This window comes from Corynebacterium aurimucosum, assembly GCF_030408555.1.
GTDB classification, from domain to species: Bacteria; Actinomycetota; Actinomycetes; order Mycobacteriales; family Mycobacteriaceae; genus Corynebacterium; species Corynebacterium aurimucosum.
The window spans coordinates 1,214,021-1,233,367 of the sequence record NZ_CP047048.1 but is presented as its reverse complement, the minus strand read 5'-3'; the positions used below and the strand labels follow the sequence as shown (position 1 = coordinate 1,233,367).

At 60.3% G+C, this 19,347-nt stretch carries 19 protein-coding genes; 9 read left to right on the top strand and 10 right to left on the bottom strand.

What is annotated here, in order from left to right:
- Positions 1-147: 147 nt before the first annotated feature.
- The 5 genes from CAURIM_RS05775 to CAURIM_RS05755 are packed head-to-tail and all read right to left on the bottom strand — an operon-like array spanning position 148 to position 6,874.
- Entirely contained in the window at positions 148-1,203 is a 1,056-nt protein-coding gene (locus CAURIM_RS05775; protein ID WP_201828334.1) for an NAD(P)-dependent alcohol dehydrogenase, read from the bottom strand.
- 55 nt (positions 1,204-1,258) lie between these two features.
- Positions 1,259-2,764 (bottom strand): Asp-tRNA(Asn)/Glu-tRNA(Gln) amidotransferase subunit GatB, encoded by a 1,506-nt coding sequence (gene gatB / locus CAURIM_RS05770; protein ID WP_201828335.1) that lies wholly within the window; start codon positions 2,762-2,764, stop codon positions 1,259-1,261.
- A 43-nt stretch (positions 2,765-2,807) separates the two neighbouring features.
- Positions 2,808-4,406 carry an aspartate:alanine exchanger family transporter gene (locus CAURIM_RS05765; protein ID WP_070447667.1) on the bottom strand — a complete coding sequence of 533 codons (1,599 nt, stop codon included), beginning with the start codon at positions 4,404-4,406 and terminating at the stop codon, positions 2,808-2,810.
- Positions 4,407-4,443: 37 nt separating this feature from the next.
- On the bottom strand, positions 4,444-5,475 hold the full coding sequence (locus tag CAURIM_RS05760) for an ATP-dependent 6-phosphofructokinase (RefSeq protein WP_070447671.1): 1,032 nt from the start codon (positions 5,473-5,475) through the stop codon (positions 4,444-4,446).
- Between the two features lie 22 nt (positions 5,476-5,497).
- A complete protein-coding gene (locus tag CAURIM_RS05755) occupies positions 5,498-6,874 on the bottom strand; it encodes an MFS transporter (protein ID WP_070447674.1) in 1,377 nt (458 codons plus the stop codon).
- A gap of 48 nt (positions 6,875-6,922) precedes the next feature.
- Here CAURIM_RS05755 and CAURIM_RS05750 point away from each other — a divergent pair, with 48 nt between their 5' ends.
- Both CAURIM_RS05750 and CAURIM_RS05745 read left to right on the top strand, forming a co-directional pair.
- A complete protein-coding gene (locus tag CAURIM_RS05750; RefSeq protein ID WP_070447677.1) occupies positions 6,923-7,246 on the top strand; it encodes a hypothetical protein in 324 nt (107 codons plus the stop codon).
- A 241-nt stretch (positions 7,247-7,487) separates the two neighbouring features.
- Entirely contained in the window at positions 7,488-8,759 is a 1,272-nt protein-coding gene (locus CAURIM_RS05745; RefSeq protein ID WP_201828336.1) for an HNH endonuclease signature motif containing protein, read from the top strand.
- 164 nt (positions 8,760-8,923) lie between these two features.
- Here CAURIM_RS05745 and gatA read toward each other — a convergent pair whose 3' ends face one another.
- Together gatA and gatC are read right to left on the bottom strand one after the other, a co-directional pair.
- Positions 8,924-10,408 carry an Asp-tRNA(Asn)/Glu-tRNA(Gln) amidotransferase subunit GatA gene (gene gatA / locus CAURIM_RS05740; protein ID WP_070447757.1) on the bottom strand — a complete coding sequence of 495 codons (1,485 nt, stop codon included), beginning with the start codon at positions 10,406-10,408 and terminating at the stop codon, positions 8,924-8,926.
- A gap of 2 nt (positions 10,409-10,410) precedes the next feature.
- Positions 10,411-10,713, bottom strand: coding sequence for an Asp-tRNA(Asn)/Glu-tRNA(Gln) amidotransferase subunit GatC (gene gatC / locus CAURIM_RS05735; protein ID WP_070447754.1), 303 nt, complete (start codon positions 10,711-10,713; stop codon positions 10,411-10,413).
- A 207-nt stretch (positions 10,714-10,920) separates the two neighbouring features.
- Between gatC and CAURIM_RS05730 the strand changes: the two genes are divergently transcribed.
- Positions 10,921-11,580 (top strand): ACT domain-containing protein, encoded by a 660-nt coding sequence (locus CAURIM_RS05730; protein ID WP_070447752.1) that lies wholly within the window; start codon positions 10,921-10,923, stop codon positions 11,578-11,580.
- Between the two features lie 6 nt (positions 11,581-11,586).
- Here the strand turns inward: CAURIM_RS05730 and CAURIM_RS05725 are convergent, their stop codons facing one another.
- Genes CAURIM_RS05725 through ligA form a run of 3 tightly spaced genes read right to left on the bottom strand, consistent with a single transcriptional unit; the run spans position 11,587 to position 15,133 of the window.
- Positions 11,587-12,345 (bottom strand): HAD family hydrolase, encoded by a 759-nt coding sequence (locus tag CAURIM_RS05725; protein ID WP_070711000.1) that lies wholly within the window; start codon positions 12,343-12,345, stop codon positions 11,587-11,589.
- The gene (locus tag CAURIM_RS05720) at positions 12,342-13,112 is read right to left on the bottom strand and encodes an HAD family hydrolase (RefSeq protein ID WP_201828337.1); all 771 of its coding nucleotides are present in this window, start codon (positions 13,110-13,112) and stop codon (positions 12,342-12,344) included. Before CAURIM_RS05720 ends, CAURIM_RS05725 begins: the two co-directional genes overlap by 4 nt.
- On the bottom strand, positions 13,109-15,133 hold the full coding sequence (gene ligA, locus CAURIM_RS05715) for an NAD-dependent DNA ligase LigA (RefSeq protein WP_201828338.1): 2,025 nt from the start codon (positions 15,131-15,133) through the stop codon (positions 13,109-13,111). Before ligA ends, CAURIM_RS05720 begins: the two co-directional genes overlap by 4 nt.
- Before the next feature lie 127 nt (positions 15,134-15,260).
- On the opposite strand from ligA, the gene CAURIM_RS05710 reads away from it, so the two are divergent.
- The 6 genes from CAURIM_RS05710 to CAURIM_RS05685 all read left to right on the top strand — a co-directional run bounded on the left by CAURIM_RS05710 (position 15,261) and on the right by CAURIM_RS05685 (position 19,157).
- Positions 15,261-15,932: a 3'-5' exonuclease gene (locus tag CAURIM_RS05710; protein ID WP_070644614.1), complete on the top strand. Its 672-nt coding sequence runs from the start codon at positions 15,261-15,263 to the stop codon at positions 15,930-15,932.
- A gap of 46 nt (positions 15,933-15,978) precedes the next feature.
- Positions 15,979-16,491, top strand: coding sequence for an ArsR/SmtB family transcription factor (locus CAURIM_RS05705; protein ID WP_201828339.1), 513 nt, complete (start codon positions 15,979-15,981; stop codon positions 16,489-16,491).
- Entirely contained in the window at positions 16,491-17,489 is a 999-nt protein-coding gene (locus CAURIM_RS05700; protein ID WP_201828340.1) for a serine hydrolase domain-containing protein, read from the top strand. Before CAURIM_RS05705 ends, CAURIM_RS05700 begins: the two co-directional genes overlap by 1 nt.
- 9 nt (positions 17,490-17,498) lie before the next feature.
- Positions 17,499-17,762 carry a hypothetical protein gene (locus CAURIM_RS05695; protein ID WP_201828341.1) on the top strand — a complete coding sequence of 88 codons (264 nt, stop codon included), beginning with the start codon at positions 17,499-17,501 and terminating at the stop codon, positions 17,760-17,762.
- Between the two features lie 439 nt (positions 17,763-18,201).
- Positions 18,202-18,561, top strand: coding sequence for a Cd(II)/Pb(II)-sensing metalloregulatory transcriptional regulator CmtR (cmtR, locus tag CAURIM_RS05690; protein WP_201828342.1), 360 nt, complete (start codon positions 18,202-18,204; stop codon positions 18,559-18,561).
- A complete protein-coding gene (locus CAURIM_RS05685; RefSeq protein WP_201828343.1) occupies positions 18,558-19,157 on the top strand; it encodes a cadmium resistance transporter in 600 nt (199 codons plus the stop codon). Before cmtR ends, CAURIM_RS05685 begins: the two co-directional genes overlap by 4 nt.
- The last annotated feature ends 190 nt before the right edge of the window (positions 19,158-19,347 follow it).

Here is a 19,347-nt window from a genome sequence, read left to right as displayed (position 1 = left end):
TAATGACTAGTGCATAAAAACGCGCCATACTTTGACATAAGTATGACGGTACATAGTCTCTACCTTACGCCACGCTGATAGGAAAACATATGTGCGGCTGTAGAGAGCTTGCTCCAACAACCGCTAAAGCATGAGACGGCTCACCTCTTAGTGCTCAGCGAACGTCGCTGTGTCAATGACGAAACGGAACTTCACATCACCCGCCACGACTCGCTCGTAGGCGGCATCAACCTCGTCGACGCCCACCTTCTCGATCACCGCGCCCAAGCCGTGCTCAGCACAAAAGTCCAGCATCTCCTGGGTTTCCGCAATGCCGCCAATATTGTTACCCGTGAGCACCTTGCCGCCGCCGACTAAGCGGTTGAGGCGCAGTGGTAAGGCCTCTGGCGGCAGACCCACCACCGACATGATGCCGCGGGGTTTGAGCATCCGCAGATAGTCCTCGAGGCTGTACTCTGCGGAGATGGTCGAGAGAATAAAATCGAACTCCCCGCGATGCTTCCTGAAGAAGTCCTCTTCTTCGGTGGTGGCCAAGGTACGGCTCGCTCCAAGCTCTGCAGCTTCTTCAGCCTTGCGAGAAGTGCGCGAGATGACCGTGACATCCGCGCCCTTCGCGGCAGCGATCTGCACGCCCATGTGCCCCAGGCCGCCCAGGCCTACGACGGCCACCTTTTGACCTTCCTTCACATCCCAGCGCGCCAACGGAGAGTACGTGGTGATACCGGCGCAGAGCAGGGGTGCCGCTACGTCGAAGTCGAGTGCATCGGGGATACGCAAAACGAAGTCTTGGTTCACCACGATTTTTTCGGCGTAGCCGCCTTGGGTGATGGTGTCATCAACGTCGGTGGAATTATAGGTCCCCACGCCACCATTGAGGCAGTTTTGCTCCATTCCGGCCTGGCACTGCTCGCACTCGCCGCAGGAATTGACCAGGCAGCCCACGCCGAGGCGGTCCCCCACCTTGAACTTAGTGACCTCCTCCCCCACAGCGGAGACCACGCCGGCGATCTCATGGCCGACGGTCAACGGAAAGTGCGCCTCGCCCCACTCGTTGCGGATGGTGTGGATATCCGAGTGGCAGATTCCTGCGGCCTTAATGTCGATGACGACGTCATCGGCGCGCGGCTCGCGGCGCTGGATGGTCACGACCTCGAAGGGCTCGTTCGGGCCGGTCTTCTGCAGGGCTTTGGTAGAAATAGTCATGGCGACCACGGTACCCCGCAGCCGCCTGACCTCGCCTAATGGAAATCTCTACCGACTAGGAGAGCTTCTTCGCAATCAGCTTGTTGACCTGTCCCGGGTCAGCCTTACCTTGGGTGGCCTTCATGACCGCGCCCACGATAGCGCCGGTGACCTTCTTGTTGCCGGCCTTGTATTTCTCCACGATGTCCGGGTTAGCGGCCAGGGCATCGTCGACGGCCTTCTCAATCGCGCCGTCATCGCGCACGACCTCGAGCCCGCGCTTGGCGACGACCTCGTCGACGTCCCCCTCACCGGCCAGCACGCCGTCGACCGCCTGGCGAGCCAGCTTGGTGGTCAGCTTGCCTTCCTTAACCAACTCGACAACGCGAGCAACCTGCGCCGGGGTGATGTCGAGAGCACTCAGCTCAACGCCGGCCTCATTGGCCTTACCAGTCAGGTAAGAAACCCACCAGGAGCGCGCCTCATCCGGGGTGGTTCCGGCTTCCACGGTTTCGATGATGAGATCAAGCGCGCCAGCGTTGACCAAGTCACGCATCTCCTCATCCTTGAGGCCCCACTCCTCTTGGATACGGGCGCGGCGAATCCACGGCATCTCCGGCAGGGTCTGGCGGATTTCTTCGACCCACTCGCGGGAAACAATCACCGGAGGCAGATCCGGGTCATTGAAGTAGCGGTAGTCCTCCGCGGTCTCCTTCGGGCGGCCCTTCGAGGTGGAGCCATCCGTTTCCTGGTAGTGGCGGGTTTCCTGGATGATCTCGCCACCGTCGACAAGCACCTGCGCCTGGCGCTGCATCTCAAAGCGCACCGCCTGCTCAACCGAGCGCAAGGAGTTGATGTTCTTGGTTTCGGTACGGGTGCCGAACTCCTCCTGGCCCACCGGGCGCAGCGAGACGTTGGAGTCAACGCGCATCGAGCCCTGATCCATGCGGGCATCAGAAACGCCGAGAGCGGCGACAAGCTCACGCAGCGCCGTCACGTAGGCGCGCGCTACCTCGGGAGCACGCTCGCCGGCACCCATAATTGGCTTGGTCACAATCTCAATGAGGGGAATGCCCGCGCGGTTACAATCCACCAGCGAGGAGGTTGCGCCGTGGATACGGCCATCGGCGCCACCCAAGTGGGTGAGCTTGCCGGTGTCCTCCTCCATGTGGGCACGTTCAATCTCTACGCGCCACTCGGTGCCGTCGTCGAGGACGACGTCGATGTAGCCGTCGTAGGCAATCGGCTCATCGTACTGAGAGATCTGGTAGTTCTTCGGCTGGTCCGGGTAGAAGTAATTTTTGCGGGCAAAGCGCGAAGACTCCGCAATCTTGCAGTTCAGCGCCAGGCCAATCTTGATGGCGCCTTCCACGCCCTTGGAGTTCACCACGGGCAAGGCGCCTGGCAGGCCGAGAGACACCGGGTCCACGTTGGAGTTGGGGGCTGCGTTGAAGTTCGTGGGTGAGGTGGAGAACATCTTGGTCTCCGTATTGAGCTCCACGTGAACTTCCATGCCCATAACGGGATCGAACTTTTCAAGGACCTCGTCATAGTCCATCAGGTCATACATCGCAGCAGTCATGCGTGCCATCTTAGTATGTCAGCGCGACACCGTGCGCAACCGCCTAACCCAACAAGGTGATGCCGTGGGTAATGAGAATTTTGGCAATCATCGCCGCCGGATAGACCATGGCATAGCCCAAAGAAACTCGCTGGTCAGTATTGGTGCGGTTGTTAACGAAAGCCAACACCGCCGGCTGCGTTTGCGCACCAGCCATGGCCCCCGCGGTCTTTGTAGCACCAACGTGCAGGAAACGCCGCATCACAAAGGCGAACCCGGTGGCTACCAGCGTGGTGATGATTGCACCGAGCAGGAGAATTTTCCACCACGAACCACCCGTAAAGGCGCCGGCAATCTCCCCACCCGCATTCGTTCCGGCCTGCGCCAAGAAGAGCAGCAGGCCTAGCTCGGAAAGAATCGTGTTGGCCGAGTGCGGCAGTGCGGTGACCGTGTTGCCGATGCGCCCGATGCGCGCCATGATCAGCGCCACGATGAGGACGCCCGCGGCAGCGCCGAGGCTAAAGGAAGAACCTCCCGGTAGAGGGATCTCGAGGTGGCCCACGAAAACGCCGAGAGCCATGCCTAAGCCGAGGGAGACCGGGTTGATATCCGTCAGGCCTTGGGAGGAATCACCGAGAAAAGCAGAAATCTCCCGCAGAGACTTCTTTGAACCGACGACGCGCACGCGGTCCCCCAGCTCTACGATGTGTTCGGGGATTGCGACCTGGTCGTTATCGGCCCGGCGAACACGCGAGATTCGTGCGCCCCAACGATCCGCCAATTGGTTATTCAGCTCCGCGATGGTCAGACCGGCCAAGTTGTGCTCCGACACAGTGATGCGGCGAAAATCTAGCTCGTGGCGGTCATCGTTGAGAATCTGTGGCGACTCACGCCCAGCGTCCTCAATAATGTTGTCGAGGTCCTCGGGGGCGCCGACAAGCGTGACGACATCCCCTGGGTGTAGCACATCAAAAAACTTCGGCAGGACGATCACGTTGCTGCCTACCCGACGTAAACGGGTGACCTGCACTTCCCCATTGCCAATGTCCGCGAGCTCTGCAACGGAGGTCTCACGCAGAATCTGCATGTGCTGGCGCGTGACGGGTGACAGGGTGTCGTCGTCATTACCGGCGTCGCGAAGCACCAGCACAGTCGCCGCGAGCATACCGATGACGCCAAACAGATAAGACACCGCATAGCCCACCGTTGCTGAGCCCGGATCGCCCGTAGCCTCCGAGGCCGCCGCCAAAGCAGGGGTATTTGTCACCGCGCCAGCGAAGGTACCGGCGATGGTGGCACTCGACAACCCAAAGACATAGGTCCCCAGCCCCCAAGCAGCGAGGGCGGCGACGATAAAGACCGCGATCATGGAAAGCACGGGGCCAGTCGCAGTTTTCAGTGACTTGAAGAAGGACACGCCTGAGTTGTTGCCAATGCCAAAGGCAAAGAGCACCAAGCCAAACATTCCCAAAATGGGAGGAACGGAAGCTTCGACGCCGACGGCGGAGGCAGCGGCCGAGAAAGCGATGCCCAAGAAGAGCACGGCTGCCGCGCCCAAGCTGATGCCCCGTGTCTTAATACCGCCGAGGGCCATGCCGAGGCCAATCAGCAGGAACACCAAGAGAACCGGCTGATCAGCCAGGAAAGCTAATACGCTTGTCATAATTCCTTTATTAACTAAGGGTGAGTCCTAGTGGTGTTTAACCAAAGAGGGCTTGAGCGTTGGCATAACGCTTGGCAGGAACCACCTTCAGCTTGCCCACGGCCTCCTCGAGCGGCACGAGGTCGATGTTTTCGCCGTGCAAGGCCACGCACATTCCGGACTGTCCATTGTGCGCGGCGCGGGCAGCATGGGTGCCATAACGGGTTGCCAACACGCGGTCATAGGCAGTTGGCGTACCACCACGCTGGATGTGGCCGAGGACCGTAGTGCGCACGTCGTAGCCGGTGCGCTTCTTGATCTCATCACCGATGACCTGGCCAATTCCGTTGAAGGTCTGGTGGCCGAACTGGTCCACGCCGCCTTCTTCGAAGTCCATGGTGCCTTCCTTGGGCAGAGCGCCCTCAGCAACGCAGACGATGCCGTACTTCTCACCCATCTGGAAGCGGCGCTCCATTGCCTTGGTGATATCTGCGATATCGAATGGAACCTCAGGGATCACCGTGTAGTGCGCACCACCAGCCATGCCAGCATGCAGTGCGATCCAACCGACGTGGCGGCCCATGACCTCCACGATGAGGATGCGGTCGTGGGATTCAGCGGTGGTGTGGAGGCGATCGATCGCATCGGTTGCGACGGAGACTGCGGTGTCGAAACCGAAGGTGTAGTCCGTTGCATTGACGTCATTGTCAATGGTCTTCGGCACGCCGACGACTGGAATGCCATTATCAGACAGCCACTTGGCGCCCTTCAGCGTTCCCTCACCGCCAATGGCGATGAGCGCATCGACCTCCGCATCAGCCATGTTGGCCTTGATGGTGTCCAGCCCAGCCTTGAACTTATCTGGGTGGAGGCGGCCGGTGCCAAGGATGGTTCCGCCGCGCAGAAGGATGCGGTCGATCTCAGCGTCGTCATAAAGGTCTCGGCGACGGTCTTCCATGAGACCAACCCAGCCGTCCTCGTAGCCGACGACCGTATCGCCGAACTCGTTGGATGCGGTGCGAACGACCGCGCGGATAACAGCATTCAGACCGGGGCAATCACCACCGGATGTCAGTACAGCAAGACGCATGACATCCAATCTACTCGCTTCCCTATAGGCTCGCAGTTTCCGCTACCGCATGCAGGGTGTCGCGGAAGAAGAGCGAAGCCACACACCCCGCCGATAGCATCGCAACGATGACCACGAGGGAATCCGCGGCCCCCGCTACCTGCATAACCGCGGAAACAGCGGCCACGCCGATGACCGAACCAACCTGCCGAGAAGTGTTATAGACGCCGGATGCCGCGCCCATGAGATCTGCGTCAATATCGCGCATCGTCGTCGCGGCGTTGGAACCCCAGATGAAGGACTGCCCCGCCCCCAGCGCCGCGCAGGGCAGGCACAACCACCAGGCCGACACTTCGGCGTACATGAGGAACCACAGCGCGAGGAAGGTTGCAATCAGGATGCCGAATCCCGCGACCGCCAGACGCCGTGGGTGCAGCTTATCCGCCAGAATGCCCGCCAAGGGCGACACGCACAGAGAGACCAGCGCCATAGGTGTAACGATGAGCCCAGCATCCCGCGCCGACATGTCCTGCTCGACCTGCAGCCACATCATGATTGGAATCATCATCGACGCCGCCATAAAGCCCATGGACACGATGGCCACTGAACCTGCGGAGTAGTTGCGGTCATTAAACAGCACGAGGGGGACGAGCGCCGCCTTCCCCCGCGATGATTGCAAGCGCACGAAGATGTAGATGCCCACCACACCAGCAAGGAGCAGGGCCCAAATCCACCACGGCCAGCCCGTCTCTGGGCCCTGCTGCACTGCGAACACAAAGCACGTTAACGCGATAAACGACGCCCCCACCGACACAAAGTCAATCTTCCCCGTCGCCGTCGGCAAGGAAGGAACCCACAGACCGGATAAGACGATTGCAGCGACGACGAAAGGTATATGGATCCAAAACACCGCCTGCCACCCGAAGGCGGCGACAACGAAGCCACCCAAGAGCGGTCCGGCAAGCGTGGCCAAAGACCCAACCACTCCCCAAACGCCGAGCGCACGGCCGCGCCGCTCGCGGGCAAAGATACGGTTGATGACGGCCATAGTCTGCGGCATTTGAATCGACGCGCCGAAACCTTGCAGGGCTCTTGCTGCGATAAGAAACTCCACCGAGGGCGCGAGCGCGCACAGCAGCGCGCCGATACCAAAGAGCCCGACGCCCAACTGGAACATGTTCTTCTGACCGTAAATATCGCCGAGGCGGCCGGTAAACAACAGCGGCACGACCACGGCGAGCAGATAGATCGCGGAGACCCACAGCACCTGGTTGACGTCGGCGTTGAACTCGCGGCGGACGTCGGGAAGCGCAACGGCAATCATCGATTGGTCGAGCAAGGACATGAAGAAGCCCAGTGACAGCGCGGCCATGGCGAGCCAAGCCTGCTTTTCCGAGGTCGGGGTTGCTGCGAGTTTCATGGAGCGAAGTCTAGCCACAACGCGCTCACGCGGCCTAAACTGAGGCACATGGGAATGATTGATATCAAGAAACCGCAGGATGTATCAACGGCGGCGACCGTCACGCTAGGCCTTATCGGCGGGTGGCTCACCGCCCGGGAGACAGGCATTCGCCCGCTTGGCGGCGTGGTGCTTGCCGCCGCTGGCGTCTGGGCGGGCCGCAGCTGGTGGGCGAAAACGAACCCAGCCACTACCGCTGGCTTGGCAGCTCTATACACCGGCGCTTTCGGCCTCTCCCACCCGCTGGCTAAGAAGATGGGCTCCTGGCCGGCCGTGCTGACCGTCACCGCCGCAAGTGCCGGCGCTGCCTACGCGCTTTCCGACGCCCAGTAGACCCCCACCCACGCCCCTTCGCGCTGCCCTTGACGGCCGGAGGGGCGTTTCACGTTTCACAAAAGCGCCGCCACCCACATCCGTTAAGTATCGAATATCTAGGCGAAATGCTCAGCCGCTACCCCCGTTTATAGTAACGACTTGACATGAATTTAGCGCTAACTATGGCTATGTGGGGCGGTGGCCGCTAGAATCATGGCTAGAACACTTCTTCTAATACATGTTTATCTCGGGGGAGACCATGACCACTACTGCTACACGCCCGCCTACCTTTTTCTTTTCCACCACCAACCCTAATAACCCACACGCGATGGCCCGTGCTCAAGCCCGGAGAGCCACCTATAAAACCTGGGTCGGGGCCATGCCCAGCCTGCACGCCGATATCAACACCACCGCACTATCCCTAGTGGCTGCCTGGTCACTGCCGGAAGGCCACATCAAATCCGGCCTGCGTGCCATCCACCGCCTAGATAGCCTGCCGAAAGTCAAAGCCATACAAGACACCCACTGCCTGCTGGATATTGAATCCCTCATTGCTATCGATCAACCCATGTCAGCACTCACAGCCTTGACTGATGAAACCCTAGAGTTCATCGACACCCTCCTGGCTGACTTCTTTACCCCTTCTAAGCCGAACCAAGCCTTTCCTACACGTAGTCAAATCAGGCGCAAAGTCCGCGATATATGTAAAACACTGGATGATTCCATTGCCTATCGGGATACCCGCCCTAAAGATAGCTACCGGTTTTCCTCTAACGGTACCTCTGCCTGGTTGGAACTGCAGGTTGGGGAAGACACCGGCATGAAACTTGATGCTTTCATCCACCAGACCGCAACCAAGGAAGACATCACTGTCCCTGAGGCAGTCATCAAACTGCTTTCCGGTGAAATACAGCCACCAGCTACGGTGGTGCTCCACACCTACCAGGCCTGCGATATTGAGGATGCACCGACCTTTATTGAAGGCTTCGGCTGGCGGGCTGAGCCCATGCCACATGACAAGGTGCGAGATTTAACCGGTGAGGTCGCCGAAGCCGACGGCTACCAACCCGGCCTGATTATGCGCAAACTTGTCGAAGGCCGCGACGGTACCTGCCGGGTCGGCGGATGCGGCGAGCCTGCTTTTCTCAGCCAGTTGGATCACCGACACAACTGGGCTGAAGGCGGGCCAACCCACCCGAAGAACCTAGCGTGTTTATGCCAAAGCCATCACAACATGAAAACCGATGGCACCCTCAAATACCTGCTCGACCCCTACAGCGGGGATGTCATCTGGCTATATGAAGACGGCACCTGGACTATTACCGAAGCCGACGGGCCGCTAGCACCAAAACAGAAACGCTGGGCACAAACAGTCGCCCAACACATCACCGCCACCAGGAAACGCATCCGCGAGGAAGCCCAACATTTAAAACAAGAACTCGACGACTACGCACAACAACAAGCCCAAGCCCAAGCCGAGGACGCGGACACCACCGACACAGATGCCAGCACCGACGACATCCCCTTCTAAACCCCGCCGTCGAATAAAACGACGACACCACACCAACAGATAGGAAAGAACCCAAGAAACCAGGAACACAACCACCGTCGAATAAAACGACGAGGGCCGGTGGCCTCCCACGTTTCCGTGAAAAGTCACCGGCTCAGATTTACTACCGAATACGGTTCTGCGGGCTACTTGCGTCCTGCCTCGTAGGCGGCGCCGACCTTGTACAGGCGGTCGTCCTGGAATGCGGGGGCCATGATCTGCAGGCCGGTCGGCAAGTTGGTGTCGGATGCCATGCCGGAAGGGACAGACATGCCACACACGCCAGCGAGGTTCAGCGGCAGGGTGCACAGGTCAAAGTTGTACATCTCCATCGGATCCTCAACCTTCTCCCCCAGCTTGAAGGCCGTGGTCGGGGTGGTCGGGGATACGAGGACATCGACCTGCTCGAAAGCACGCTCAAAGTCCTGGGCGATGAGGGTACGCACGCGCTGTGCCTGCAAATAGTAGGCGTCGTAGTAGCCGACGGACAGCGCGTAGGTACCCAGCATGATGCGGCGTTTAACCTCGGGGCCGAAACCAGCCGCGCGGGACAGGGACATAACCTCTTCCGCAGAGTGGGTTCCATCATCGCCGACACGCAGACCGTAGCGCATGCCGTCGAAGCGGGCCAGGTTGGAGGAGACCTCACACGGCATGATGAGGTAGTACGCCGCGAGAGCATCGTCGAAGTGCGGGCAGTCAACCTCGACGATCTCTGCGCCCTGAGACTTCAGCTGCTCAACCGCGGCGTGGTAGGCCTCCATCACGCCCGGCTGCCAGCCGTCGCGCTCGAATTGCTTGATCAGGCCGACCTTGACGCCGGAAAGATCTCCATTGGCGCCTTCCTTGGCGGCCGCGACTACCGGCGCGACCGGCTTATCCACTGAGGTGGCGTCGAAGGAGTCGTGGCCGGCAATGATTTCGTGCAGCAACGCGGTATCTAGGACCGTGCGCGCGGTCGGGCCTGCCTGGTCCAAAGAGCTTGCAGCAGCGATGAGGCCATAGCGAGAAACGGTGCCGTACGTCGGCTTCACGCCCACGGTGTTGGTCAAAGCGGCAGGCTGGCGAATGGAGCCGCCGGTGTCAGTACCGATACCCAGCGGGGCTTGACCGGAGGCAAGAGCCGCAGCGGTACCACCACCGGAACCACCCGGGGTGCGCTCGGTGTCATACGGATTGTGAGCCGGACCGTAGGCAGAATTCTCGTTAGAGGAGCCCATCGCAAACTCATCGAGGTTCGTCTTACCCAAGATCGGAATGCCGGCCTCGCGCAGCTTGGTCACCAGCGTAGCGTCATAAGGTGACACCCAACCCTCCAGCATCTTGGAGGCGGCGGTCGTGGGGGCGTCGGTAGTCACCAGCAGATCCTTGAGGGCTAGCGGCACACCGGCCAACGCGGAAGCGGGCGCTTCGCCAGCGTCGAGGGACTTATCGACGGCGTCGGCAGCCGCCAGTGCTTCCTCAGCACCAACATGCAGGAAGGCGTTGAGTTCGCCGTTGGTCTCCGCGATGCGGTCCAGGAAGGCCTGAGTAACTTCGCGGGAGGTGAGCTCGCGAGAGTGAATCTTCTCAGCCAGCTCGGCGGCGGTCAGCGCGGTAATGCCCTCGGTGGGCGCAATGAATTGTGCCATTCTTATTCGTCTCCTCCACCCAGAATCTGCGGAACCATGAAGCGATCTTCATCAGCTGCGGGGGCCTGGTCCAAGGCCTGCTCAGCAGTGAGGGTTCGCACGACAACGTCCTCACGCATGGGGGCGTTAACGGAGTGCGGGTGCGACATCGGCTCCACACCTTCAGCCTCGACCTTGCCAACCGCGGACACGGAATCCACGATTTCGTCGATCTGCGCGGCGAACTGTTTCAGTTCTTCCTCGCTCAGGGCCAATCGCGACAGCTTTGCCAAGTGCGCGACCTCGTCACGCGAAATATCAGACACGCGAACTCCATCCTTTTATTCATTGAGACGGTTGATAGCTAAGCACCCATGGTACTGCACGGCTGATGCCACGCCACCACCGCTCCTCCCCTAAACGCAACACGAGCTATTGAATAGTATTCGATACGTTGGGTACCATCGATCAAGTTCTATAAACTTTTCATATCAAGAATTCCCTACCTAGTCATCTTCCCCAGAAAGAACGATATGTCGTACCTCGTCCGTGTCCTCCTCCCTGACACTCCCGGCAGCCTTGGCCTCCTCGCCAACGCGATGGGCAACATCGAGGCCGATATTCGCTCCGTCGACATCGTAGAAAACTTCCCTGACGGGACGGTCATGGATGACATCGTGCTCGATCTCCCCCAGTCCACCATGGCAGATGAGATCATCACGGCAGCCCAGGCCGTGGAAGGCGTAGAAATTGATTCCATCCGTCCGTTCAGCGGCCGCGTTGACCGCCGCGGGCAGATCCATGTACTGGCGAAGGTTGCCTCGCAGCGCAACGTAACCGCCGCGATGAAGGAAGTCTGCGCGGCAATTCCCAAGGCACTGACCTCCAATTGGGCCATCGTCATTGCGAACGATGAGAAGATCAGCCGCATTGCCGCCTCTGACGCCGCACCTGCCGACGACGGCTCGATCCCCACCGACCTCAACATCACCTCCGCCCGCGTGCTCAATCCGGAGAAGGACACGTGGATCCCGGAATCGTGGACCCTCATCGAATCCGCACTGGCGGCCGCTCCCCTCGTAGGCACGAACTATGTCGTGGTGATGGGCCGCGTTGGCGGGCCCGATTATCTCGCTTCCGAGGTCGAGCACCTGGGTGACTTGGGCGCCATCCTGGGCGCCTTCCTCACCTAGTTCGACCTAGCGGTCGAGCAATATGCTGAGGCCCGCGGCGACGTCAGGAACCACGTGGTCTACCTCGTCGGTGATGTGTGTTCCCGGGAACGTGAAGGACTCGGTGGCGATGGAATGCATCGAGAGATCGTTGAAGCTATCGCCGAAGGTGTAGAGTTCAGCCTCTTCGTGGCCGAGGTGACCAAGCAGTCGTGTCAAGCCCTCGCCCTTGTTGTGTCCGGGTGGCATGATGTCGTAGAAGTCGCAGTTGAACGAGGACTCAACATCGCAATTCGCACGCACCCACTCGTCGACTTCGCGGCGTAGCTCGGCGTCGCCCGGAATCCACAGGGACATGAGAACGGTGCTGCGCTTGGCGACGTCCCCCGGATCCACCACTTCCGTATTCGCCACCATCGAAGATTCACGGCCAGCCAGGCCGTCCCACGCCACTTGGTCAGCCCCAGTCAAGCCCGTCAGGTAGATATTTAATGGCAGCCCAGTGAAACGGTCGATGATGGCCTGCACGGTATCGCTGGGCAGGTGTTCCTCGTGGAGGATGGAGTAGTCACCATCCGTGATGACGGTGCCGTTGTAGAGCACGTGGTAATCCAACTCCACCCCGAATGGCTCGAGTGTGTTCCGGGCGTTGGCAATGGACTTGCCCGTCGCAGAGATAGCGAGGTTGCCAGCAGCCCGCCATGCGGCGATGGCTTCCTTTACGGCCTCAGTTATGTCTTCGTTGACGTAAACAGTGCCATCCATGTCCAAAGCCGCAATCTTCATGAGCCGTAGTCTATTAGGCCTTTCACGGCCGAGTCCACCACCGCGGTGCACGCCTCTTGGATTTCGGGTTGCGCCCAGGGGAAGGTAAGGGAGATATCGGCAAGCGCGTGCATGGGCAGGTCATTATGTCCGTCGCCTAAGGTGATCAGCTCAATCTCGGAACGCTCGCGGCCGAGACGTTGAAGCAGCCAAGTCAAGGCGAACCCCTTGTCGTGGCCAGGTGGAGTGATGTCGAAGAAGTTGCGGTTCATCGCGGTGCCGACGGGAAAGCGCTCAGTAACCCATTGCGCGATCTCTTTCTGCAGGCTTGGATCGTCCGGCGTCCAGGCGGCGACGAGAGGGAAGACTTCTTTCTCGATGCGCTCGGGCGCGACCGGTACAGGCTCGCTGATGATGGGGTTGTGCACCCCGGCCACGTTGCGGACGAGGTGCCCGTCCGGACCTTCCAGGCGCGTGCAATACAGGTCGAGCTTCGGGATATCACGAACCCGCTCATACACAGCGCGGACTACCTCGGGCGGCACATGGCTTTCATAGAGCAGCTCATAGGAACTATTCATGATGACGGTGCCGTTACAGAGCAGGTAATAGTCGAATTCGACGCCAAAGGGCTCAAGAGCACGCCGCGCCGAGTGCGGCGACTTACCGGTGGCCACAACGGCGAGGTTGCCCGCAGCACGCCACCGGGCAACCGCCTCCGGTACCTCGTCGGGCATATGCCCGTCAAAGTAGATGGTGCCGTCTAAGTCGAAAGCGGCTAGCTTCATGCCTCGCCCGTCTCGAGAAGGCGGTTGAAGCCATCTTCATCTAGGATGGTCAGACCCAAATCGCGGGCCTTCTGTTCCTTCGAGCCAGCATTCTCTCCAACCACGACGTAATTCGTTTTCTTCGATACAGAGCCGGATGCTTTTCCACCACGGGTGATGATGGCCTCCTTGGCGGAATCGCGGGTGAAGTTCTCCAAGGTGCCGGTCACCACGACGGTGATGCCTTCAAGCGTTTGCTCCGGTTTATCGCTGGCTTCTTCCTCCATCGTGACCCCAGCAGCGGCCCACTTCTGCACGATATTGTCGTGCCATTCCACCTCGAACCACTGCTTGAAGGATTCCGCGATGATGCTGCCCACACCATCGGTATCTGCCAGCTCCTCCACCGAGGCCGCGCGCAGCGTCTCCATGGAACCAAAGCGGGTGGCTAGCGCACGCGCCGCGATGGGGCCAACGTGGCGGATAGACAGCGCTACCAGCACTCGCCAGAATTCAGCCTGACGGGCCGTCTTGAGGTTCTCCAGCAGCTTCTTACCGGAGGCATTGAGCGCACCCTTCTGGGTAGTATAAACCGAGGACTTGAGGAGTGCTTCTTCATCTAGATCGAAGAGGTCCGCCTCATCCTTGAGCACTCCGGAGGAAATCAGATCTGCGGCTGCCTTCTCCCCCAGCTCGCCAATATCGAGCGCCTTGCGGGAGGCCAAGTACTCCAGGCGTGCAGCTAGCTGAGCTGGGCAGCTGCGGGTATTCGGGCAGCGCCAGTCTTGGTCGCCTTCCTTCTGCGGTGCCAGCTTCGTCCCACAGGCAGGGCAATTCTCCGGGAAGACCCAGTCGGTCTCGCTGCCATCGCGCTTGTCCAATACAGGGCCGAGAACCTCTGGGATGATCTCTCCGGCCTTGCGGATGATGATGGTATCCCCGATGAGGACATTCTTGTTCTTGACCTCGAATTGGTTGTGCAGGGTTGCCATGGACACCGTCGAACCAGAAACGAAGACCGGTTCCATAATGGCGAAAGGCGTCACGCGCCCGGTACGTCCCACGCCGACCTCGATGTTGAGCAGCTTGGTGGTCACCTCCTCCGGCGGGTACTTGTAGGCAATAGCCCAGCGCGGCGCGCGGGAGGTCGCGCCCAACGCGCGCTGGCTGGCCAGGTCATCGACCTTGATGACGAGCCCATCCATCTCAAAGTAGGCGTCGTGGCGGTGCTCCTCCCAATAGGTCACGCGCTCCTGAACCTCTTTAGCGGTGGTTACCCGCTGGGTATAGGGAGAAACCGGGAAGCCCCACGCCTCCAGGGCCTTGTAAGCATCGTGCTGCGAAGTGGGCTGGAAACCCTCGCGTGCGCCAATACCGTGGCAAACCATGTGGAGCCGACGCCTCTTGACGTCCTCTGGGTCCTTCATGCGTAGCCCGCCGGCAGCCGCATTGCGGGGGTTGGCAAAAGTGGGCTTGCCTTCCTCACGTCGCGCTGCGTTGATCTCCTCGAACTCATCCGGGCGCATGTACACCTCGCCGCGGACCTCCACCAGGGAGGGAACCGGATACTCATCCGTGCCAGTGAGCTCGTGCGGGATGTCCGGGATAACGCGCGCATTGGCTGTAATGTCTTCGCCAACGCGGCCATCACCACGCGTGGCGGCCGTAACGAGCTTGCCGTCGCGGTAGACCAAGTCAATGGACAGGCCATCAATCTTCAGCTCGGTCAAATAAGCCTCAGCCGGCGTGCGGTCCAGCCAGTCCTGCAGCTCATCCGCACTGAAGACGTTGTCCAGGCTGTACAGGCGCTCCAGGTGCTCTATATCTACAGCGCCCTCCGGAGCAGCACCTACCTGCTGGGTAGGTGAATCAGGAGTCTGAAGCTCGGGGTGCTCTGCTTCTAGCGACAGCAAACGCTGAAAGAGCGCGTCAAAGTCCGCATCCGGAATCGACGGCTCACCGTTGTAGTACAGCTCGCGGTGCTTGCGCACTTCCTGGGCAAGCTCGGACCATTCGCGTTGGATATCTACTGCATCACTCACGAGTCACTAGTGTAGCGGGACTGCCGGACATGCCTGTGACCTGCGGATGGTCATTCTGCAAAGGTTCGTCCGTCATTCTGCAGTACTTCCACAGTGCATGTCCGAGCCGGGCGCTAGAGTGTTGTCCATGAACTTCGACGCCACCCGCATGCTCTCCTTCGACCTCGAAACCACCTCCGTAAAGCCCAAAGAAGCCCGCATCGTCACCTCTGCCCTGGTGCGTATCGACGGGCGCGAAGTGGATAAGCGGGAAATGCTCGCTGACCCCGGCGTGGAAATCCCCGAGGAAGCCGCCAAGATCCACGGCATCACTACCGAGAAGGCCCGCGCGGAGGGTCGCCCGCACGAGGAGGTACTCAAGGAAACGGTCGATTCCATCTATCGGGCCTGGGATGAAGGGCTTACGCTCATTGTCTACAACGCCGCCTATGATCTCTCCGTACTGCGCGCACTGACCGGGGACTTCACGGTCGACGGTCCAGTGTTCGATCCTTTCGTCATCGACCGCGTTAAGGATAAGTGGCGCAAGGGCAAGCGCACCTTGGAGGAGGTCTCCGCCCATTACGGCGTGGAGTTGAGCAACGCGCATGAGGCGACTGCTGACGCCCTCGCGGCCGCCCGCGTGGCCTGGAAGCAGGTGCGCCAGCACTTCCCCGAGCTAGCACAGATGGATACCAACGAGCTCATGGAGTACCAGGCCGTGGAGTGGTACAAGGACCGCGAATCCTTCAAGAAGTATCTGGAAGGCCGCGGGCGCGATGCCTCCGATGTCTCCACCGCATGGCCGATGATTTCTTAAGCCTGCCCCCTTGCCAGTTTTCTAGAGTTCTGGAATTCTAGAAAACATGGAAACGACAGTCGAAGCACGCCTCGCCGAACTTGAAACGCGCGTCGCCGCGCTTGAGGGGCGCACCACACCCACTGACGCCGACCCCGCATCCGCCACTGGAGAAAGCTCGGCCTACTGGCTGGTCGACGCCCTCGCACCCAACGAGCAGCTTCCCGACGGCTCCGTCATCTTTGGCGGCAACATAAACGTCGGCAAGCGCACCTATGCCTATCAATGGCAGCGCCCCACCAACTTCATCACCGACGAGGACTGGACAGAAAACCTCGAGCGCCTATCCGCGCTCGCACATCCGGTCCGCGGTGAAATCCTGCGCCGCCTCCTCGCCGCGCCCGCGACAGCCGCTGAGCTCGTCGAAGAGGGCATCGTCTCCTCCACAGGCACCGCCTATCACCACTTGAGCGCACTGACCCATGCCAGTTGGACCACAAAGTCCGGTGGCGAATATGCCATCCGCCCCGCCCGAGTTATCCCCCTGCTGACCATCATCACGGCAAGCGAGGATCACTAATGCGTAGAATTTCCCTAGCCGTCATCGCTGCCATTGCCGTTGCAACCGTCCTGCTCATCACGGGGCCGCAAAGAATTGCTCTGGCGAAAGACAAGACTGGCGACGAAACCTTAGCTGCTCAGTTGGAAGAGCACTCCGAGCCCGGCTTCCACAATCTCACCGCCTTCACTCTCAAGGACGGCAAGGCCACCTTCGCGGGGCTGGGCAGCGACGAGCACACAGAGGTCGAAATCGGCTCCGTGACCAAGATGTTCACCGGCGAACTGACCCACCAGCTCGTCGAAGAAGGAAAGTTGAAACCTGACACCACTGTGGGCGAGGTCCTCGATGTCGGCAATGCACCAGTCGCTGACGCCACCGTGCGGGAACTGCTCGACCACACCTCTGGCCTACCACGACTGGCGAGCGCGAGCCTCCTCAGCAGTCTCGCCTTAGGTGTCACCGGTTCGAACCCCTATGAAGGCGAGACCGTAGAGGACATCATGGCCGCCGCCACGAAGGCCGAGCTAAAGGGCCGCGGCGAAGAATCCTATTCCAATCTTGGCTATGGGCTCCTAGGCCACATGCTCGAGACCGTTGCCGGGCAGCCTTATGAGCAGATGCTCAAAGAACGCATCTTCGAGCCAGCCGGTATGACGGAAACCTACCTCATGACGCCAGGCTCAGTGCCTGACGACGCCCCACGCGGCCTCACCCCCACCGGCCGCCACGCTGAGCCGTGGGAGATGGATGGCTCTGCGCCCGCGGGCGCTATCCGCTCCACGGCAAGTGACATGGCCAAGTTCGCCGAGTGGTTCATGGACAATGGCGATATCGCCTATGGCTGGCAGCCTCCCAGCGAGGATAAAGCTGGGTACTGGCACAACGGCGGCACCTACGGCTATTCCACGATGCTTATCATCGATCCGGCCACCAAACGCGCTACTTTCGCCAACAACGATTCCCTCGCCGGCACCGAAAACCTGGCCCAAGCTCTTTTCGACGAGCTCGCATCCTAAGGAGATACCGTGTTCCTCACCATCAGCATGATCATTATCATTGCATCTCTCCTTCAGTCGGCATGGAAGGCCTTCACCACCCCAGGAAAGACGGTCTATCGCGCTATTTCCGTAGCGATTACGGCCCTCGTCCTAGTGTTTATCGGAAATTCCCTGCGCTGGTATGACGGCCTCCACTTCTTCTGGTGGTATGGCCTCGTCGCCGCATGTGCTGTGTACGCCGGCGCGGTGGCTTGGCGGGCTATGACCTCGAAGCCCGCAAACACAATCTAAGTCCCCGTACACTGACGGTATGACTGCTCCCGCTCCCCGCACGGTCCACATCCATGGCGTCGCCCCCACCGTAATTGCCACCCTTCAGAAGCGTGCTGGCGGCGCGAACCGTCGTCCGACCCTGAAGTGTCCCCGCTGCAAACGGGAATCGAGTCAAGGCTGCGGATGAGGTAGATAAGATTGTTCGAGCCTTCCCAGTTCAAGACGATGAGGCCATCGAGTTTTGTCCCGTTCGGGTCATTGCTTGGGCCCTCAAAACGGATCTCGCGAACTACGCCAGGCTCGTGCGCAACTTGAATCTCGAGCTGGCGACGCTGCTTTCGCAACTTTGCCGGAATCTCTGCCATCTCGGCTACTTCCACTGCCTCTTGAGCAGCGCACACAGCTGCATCGCTATCCGGAACTTGACTAGTTCAGCGAACGCTGTATAGTTCAGCGCATGCTGACTATTGCTTCGCGTCTCGACGTGATGAACCGCCTGGGTCGTGCGCTGGCCGACCCCACTCGATCCCGGAACATCTTGACTCTGCTCGACCACCCCGCTTACCCGGCGGAACTGTCCCGAGATCTGGACCTGACACGCTCGAATGTGTCCAATCACCTCGCATGCTTGCGCGATTGTGGGATTGTCGTCTCCGAGCCCGAGGGGCGTCGGACGCAATACGAGATCGCCGATCCGCACCTGGCACAGGCGCTGACTACATTGGTCGATGCCACCTTGGCAGTAGACGAAGACGCCCCGTGCATCGATCCCGCCTGCTCGCTTCCCGGGTGCTACGCAGCTGGGGAGGACGCATGATCCTCACCTCGGCCTTGCAGGCGATAGGCCTGTTCGCAGCTACCAACATCGACGACATCATCGTGCTCTCCCTCTTCTTCGCGCGAGGGGCAGGCCAGCGCGGCACCACCGCCCGCATTCTGGCCGGCCAGTACCTCGGATTCGCGGGCATCCTCGGTGCCGCGGTTCTAGTGACCATGGGCGCCGGAGCATTCCTGCCCTCGACAGCCATCCCGTACTTCGGTCTCATCCCGCTGGGCCTCGGCCTCTGGGCCGCATGGCAGGCCTGGCGCGGAGACGACGACGATGACGACGAGGCCAAGGTTGCCGGCAAGAAGGTCGGCGTGGGGACAGTCGCAGGCGTCACCTTTGCCAACGGTGGCGACAACATCGGCGTCTACACCCCTGTATTCCTCAGCGTGGAACCTCTCGCAGTAGTCGCCTACTGCGTTATCTTCCTCGCGCTCGTTGCGGTCCTGGTAGCCCTGGCAAAGTACGTCGCTACTCGCCCCCCGATCGCGGAAGTGCTCGAACGCTGGGAGCACATCCTCTTTCCCATCGTTCTCATCGGCCTCGGCATAGCGATCCTCGTCAGCGGCGGAGCCTTCGGGCTCTGACGTAGCAACTGCGTTCCAAACGGCCCCGACCGGGCGCACCCCTCTCGGTTCAGACCCCAACAACTACCCGCAGCCAGTCCCGCGTGATCGCAGCAACAAGACCGCCATGGAGCGCTACAAGACCCCGCCACCCAGCGAACGAAGCCACCACCGGCTGGTCCTCAACAACGAAGACGAAGCCCGTGGCCTA

Coding starts and splice junctions, on each gene's coding strand:
- CAURIM_RS05775 (WP_201828334.1), bottom strand. CDS start 1,203: ATGACTATTTCTACCAAAGCCCTGCAGAAGACCGGCCCGAACGAGCCC.
- gatB (WP_201828335.1), bottom strand. CDS start 2,764: ATGACTGCTGCGATGTATGACCTGATGGACTATGACGAGGTCCTTGAA.
- CAURIM_RS05765 (WP_070447667.1), bottom strand. CDS start 4,406: ATGACAAGCGTATTAGCTTTCCTGGCTGATCAGCCGGTTCTCTTGGTG.
- CAURIM_RS05760 (WP_070447671.1), bottom strand. CDS start 5,475: ATGCGTCTTGCTGTACTGACATCCGGTGGTGATTGCCCCGGTCTGAAT.
- CAURIM_RS05755 (WP_070447674.1), bottom strand. CDS start 6,874: ATGAAACTCGCAGCAACCCCGACCTCGGAAAAGCAGGCTTGGCTCGCC.
- CAURIM_RS05750 (WP_070447677.1), top strand. CDS start 6,923: ATGGGAATGATTGATATCAAGAAACCGCAGGATGTATCAACGGCGGCG.
- CAURIM_RS05745 (WP_201828336.1), top strand. CDS start 7,488: ATGACCACTACTGCTACACGCCCGCCTACCTTTTTCTTTTCCACCACC.
- gatA (WP_070447757.1), bottom strand. CDS start 10,408: ATGGCACAATTCATTGCGCCCACCGAGGGCATTACCGCGCTGACCGCC.
- CAURIM_RS05730 (WP_070447752.1), top strand. CDS start 10,921: ATGTCGTACCTCGTCCGTGTCCTCCTCCCTGACACTCCCGGCAGCCTT.
- CAURIM_RS05725 (WP_070711000.1), bottom strand. CDS start 12,345: ATGAAGATTGCGGCTTTGGACATGGATGGCACTGTTTACGTCAACGAA.
- CAURIM_RS05720 (WP_201828337.1), bottom strand. CDS start 13,112: ATGAAGCTAGCCGCTTTCGACTTAGACGGCACCATCTACTTTGACGGG.
- CAURIM_RS05710 (WP_070644614.1), top strand. CDS start 15,261: ATGAACTTCGACGCCACCCGCATGCTCTCCTTCGACCTCGAAACCACC.
- CAURIM_RS05705 (WP_201828339.1), top strand. CDS start 15,979: ATGGAAACGACAGTCGAAGCACGCCTCGCCGAACTTGAAACGCGCGTC.
- CAURIM_RS05700 (WP_201828340.1), top strand. CDS start 16,491: ATGCGTAGAATTTCCCTAGCCGTCATCGCTGCCATTGCCGTTGCAACC.
- cmtR (WP_201828342.1), top strand. CDS start 18,202: ATGCTGACTATTGCTTCGCGTCTCGACGTGATGAACCGCCTGGGTCGT.
- CAURIM_RS05685 (WP_201828343.1), top strand. CDS start 18,558: ATGATCCTCACCTCGGCCTTGCAGGCGATAGGCCTGTTCGCAGCTACC.